The organism is Paracoccus broussonetiae, from assembly GCF_031854425.1.
GTDB classification, from domain to species: domain Bacteria; phylum Pseudomonadota; class Alphaproteobacteria; order Rhodobacterales; family Rhodobacteraceae; genus Paracoccus; species Paracoccus broussonetiae.
The window spans coordinates 1-3,310 of the sequence record NZ_JAVRQI010000039.1 but is presented as its reverse complement, the minus strand read 5'-3'; the positions used below and the strand labels follow the sequence as shown (position 1 = coordinate 3,310).

The 3,310-nt window shown below is 60.2% G+C and carries 4 protein-coding genes; 3 read left to right on the top strand and 1 reads right to left on the bottom strand.

The features are described from left to right. Nucleotides 1-352, top strand: a 352-nt coding sequence (locus tag RM190_RS23210) for a sigma factor-like helix-turn-helix DNA-binding protein (protein ID WP_311761853.1), incomplete at its 5' end; no start/stop codon positions are given. Between the two features lie 307 nt (nt 353-659). Here the strand turns inward: RM190_RS23210 and RM190_RS23205 are convergent. Further along, nucleotides 660-2,048, bottom strand: coding sequence for an alpha,alpha-trehalose-phosphate synthase (UDP-forming) (locus RM190_RS23205; protein ID WP_311761852.1), 1,389 nt, complete (start codon nt 2,046-2,048; stop codon nt 660-662). A 311-nt stretch (nt 2,049-2,359) separates the two neighbouring features. On the opposite strand from RM190_RS23205, the gene RM190_RS23200 reads away from it, so the two are divergent. Both RM190_RS23200 and RM190_RS23195 read left to right on the top strand, forming a co-directional pair. Next, nucleotides 2,360-2,518: a hypothetical protein gene (locus tag RM190_RS23200; protein ID WP_311761851.1), complete on the top strand. Its 159-nt coding sequence runs from the start codon at nt 2,360-2,362 to the stop codon at nt 2,516-2,518. A 115-nt stretch (nt 2,519-2,633) separates the two neighbouring features. Beyond that, entirely contained in the window at nt 2,634-2,807 is a 174-nt protein-coding gene (locus tag RM190_RS23195) for a hypothetical protein (protein WP_311761850.1), read from the top strand. Nucleotides 2,808-3,310 lie beyond the last annotated feature (503 nt).

The following is a 3,310-nucleotide window of genomic DNA, read 5'->3' as shown; positions in this document are numbered from 1 at the left end:
AGACAGTTACCGACCGGGCACGAATATGCGGGCCTGGCTTTTCACCATCATGCGCAATCGCTTTTTCACCAATTGCCGCAAGGCCGCGCGCGAGGCCCCCGGAGCGGCCGATTGCGCGTCGCTTCGACCGCAGGTCGACCCCGATCAGGATTGGCACATGATGGCGATCGAGCTTCATGCCGCCCTGCAGGCCATGCCCGCCCACTACCGCGAGGCAATCGTGCTGGTCGGCGCGCTGGGGGTCACCTATATCGACGCCGCGCGCCTGCTGGATTGCGACATCGGCACCATCAAAAGCCGCGTCAACCGGGCCAGAGGACAACTGCGAAGGGTCCTGGAGCCAGAGATCTAGGAGCGTCCTTCCCAGAGTCATGCCGTATATTTCTCTTTCCGTGCATTTGTCGTCCTCCTTCAAGATACGGTAGAGATTGGCGGCGCGCGCTTGCATCACCGTTAAATTGGTGAGCGCGGTCACTTCCCCTGCATGAAGCACTTTCGTGTTCGGAATTGCCAAACTTCCGGGACCGAGCGAAAGAAACCAAGGTTCTCGCACCACGGCCCCCATAGTTCATCGCGTGCTGGGCGCTCCCCGCGGGTTGGGACACGATCCCAAACTCGTCGAGGACGCGATCCCGACCCTGATGGCCGGATAGATCGGATCAGGCCCGAGCGCCATCCAGCGCGGGGCTTTCGAATCCGGGGAAGGTCATCGACGGAATACAGGTCATCAGCGCCCGAAGAAAAGCAGTCGACCAGATTGTCACGTCGGTTCTGCCGACCACATCCAAGCAAGAGGCGTGCCGCCGCTGCCGCTCTTCCAGAGGCATGTCGAGCGCGGTCGATATAGCCGTCGCCACGTCCTCGACGTCATAGGGGTTGATCTGCAGGGCGTCGGTCATGTCCTCGGCCGCGCCAGCGAATCGGGAAAGCAGCAGGACACCAGGATTTTTGGGATCCTGCGCAGCGACATATTCCTTTGCGACGAGATTCATGCCGTCCGCGAAAGACGTGACAAGACCCACGCTGGCTTTCCGATACAGGCGAGCCAGCTCGACGCGGGGAACGCTGCGATGGATGTACCGGATCGGAGTCCAGTCCAGTTCGGCAAAGGTTCCGTTGACATGCCCCGCGATCTCTTCCAGCTCCCGCGTGATGTCCTGATAGGCGCGCACCTGCTGCCGGGTGGGCGGCGCGATCTGGACCAGACACGGCCGAGAGCCAGCAGGCCGGTTTTCCAGATATCGCGCAAAGGCCCGGAAGCGATTAGGTAACCCCTTCGAATAATCCAGCCGATCAACCCCAATAAGAAAGCGGCCCGGATCCCCTCGTCCGAAGGGATTGACCGCCTCTTGCGCGGCATCCTCGGCAAAGCCTGCCGTGTCAATGCCAATGGGAAAGGAACGCACGGCGGTGATCCGGTCCAAAAACTTGATGCCGCCATCCGGCATGAACTCCGCTCGTGGATCGGCCCGGAACATCTCCAGGCATCGCGCCACGTCGCTACGCGTCTGCAGCCCGATCAGGTTGTAATGCGCCAGATCGTCGGCAAAGCGTTCGGGCTGAGACAGCACGGACAGATCGCCAAGCGCGGGAAAGGGGACGTGCAGGAAAAAGCCGATCCGGTTCGCAAGCCCCAACGCACGCATTTCCTTGGCGAGCGGAAGAAAATGATAGTCATGCACCCAGATGAGGTCGTCATGCCGGGCGATTTTGCCGACCATGCGCGCCACCCGCGCGTTCACCGCCTGATAAGCAGCCCCGTATTCCGGTCGCATTTCGACCAGATCGCCGCGCCGGTGGCAAAGCGGCCAAAGCACGGAATTCGCATAGCCCAGATAGTAGTTCTTCTGCTCTTCTTCGGTCAGGCGAAAGGCCAGCCGCCGATAGGGGGTCAAACCAAGCTCGTCCAGTGTCTCTTCACCTATGCCCGGTTCGGGATGGGCTCCGATCCAGATCCCTCCGGCGCAGCCGAGCGTGTCGTGCAACGCGACGACCAGCCCGCCCGAAACGCTCTCTCCCGTCGGAATGCGATTTGAAACAACGATCAATCGCCCACCCATCATCACCTCGAACTGAAAAGCGTCTTTGTTGGAGGGCGTTCAACCCGCGCAACGGCCGGTTGTTCCTGCGCGTATGCCTGGATCACCGGGTGTCCCGACGGACCACGGCGTTATGCCCGCTCCCTTCAATGCCAAGGCACCCCCTTGAAGCGGGAAAAAAGCACCGCTCTTTACCAGCGACGTCGGAGGGGGAAATCAACATGTCCCACGGTTGGGCGCAGGAACATTTCCAACACGGGCCGGTTAAGCGGCCCTGACACGAGGTTCGTGTCATCCGATGCACCTGAGGAGGAGCAGTCATGGCAGACCAGAAACGCGACCAGCAAGAGCAAGAGAAGCAGCGGCAAGGTGATCAGGGCCAAGGAATAGGCCAAGGCTCCGACCAAGCGCAGGACAAACAGCGCCAAGAGGGCGGCCGCCAAGAGCAAGAAGGCGGTCGCCAGGACCAAAAACGCTGAGAAGGCAAGCGCATGGGGAGGTCTGTTCCCCATGCGCCCCAACCTCTTGGAGATGCCCGAAGGGTCGAGTCCGCGACGCCTTTATCCAATGGCTGCGCGATGCACAGGCTTCGGAATGGTTCAAGCGGGGCGCGTTGAAAACTATCCGGTGCTGCGCGCTCGGGTAGAAACGCACATCACGGAAACCCAGCTCGCCGGCATGGTGGCTGCAGACGAGATCGTGAAGGGTAGGCTTCTCTGCTATTCTTTCGAACAGATGGAGATCGCCTGCGAGACCGCAAAGCGCTGATGGAAAACCGTTCCGGGGGTAGCAATGGGACCATGCTCTATGGAGCAAATGTCTTTGTCACGGATGAGATCGGGGTATGGCCGCAAATCTTTGGGGAATAAGCTCCAGATCATATCCGGTGATGAATATGAAGGGTATATCGTGACTTATGAGCACCTCGGCGATTGTAAAATCCGCACCATTACTCAAATTTATGTCGAGGAGTGCAGCCGAGGGCACCTTGTCCAGAAGGGTCTTCTGCGGTCGACCGATACTCCTCATTCATCGACTGCAGTTCTTCGTTTACAGACACTTCAGTCACGGCACATGCCTCCTGTTCCCTGCCCCGCCGGGAACACTGCGCCCGCGGGCGACGTTCCTGTCCAAAGCAGGAGGCTTTCATGCCCGAAGACAACAGGCCAACCGGCCGAAGGCGTTTCGGAGATCGGACATGAACGCATTCCCTGTGCTTGCGATGGCGGTGGTCTTTCTGGGCGGTCCGGTCCTTGCCCAGCAGGCGACGG

What these genes read in the sequence shown, in the direction of transcription:
- RM190_RS23200 (WP_311761851.1), top strand. Translation starts at nt 2,360, where the DNA reads ATGGCAGACCAGAAACGCGACCAGCAAGAGCAAGAGAAGCAGCGGCAA.
- RM190_RS23195 (WP_311761850.1), top strand. Translation starts at nt 2,634, where the DNA reads ATGGTTCAAGCGGGGCGCGTTGAAAACTATCCGGTGCTGCGCGCTCGG.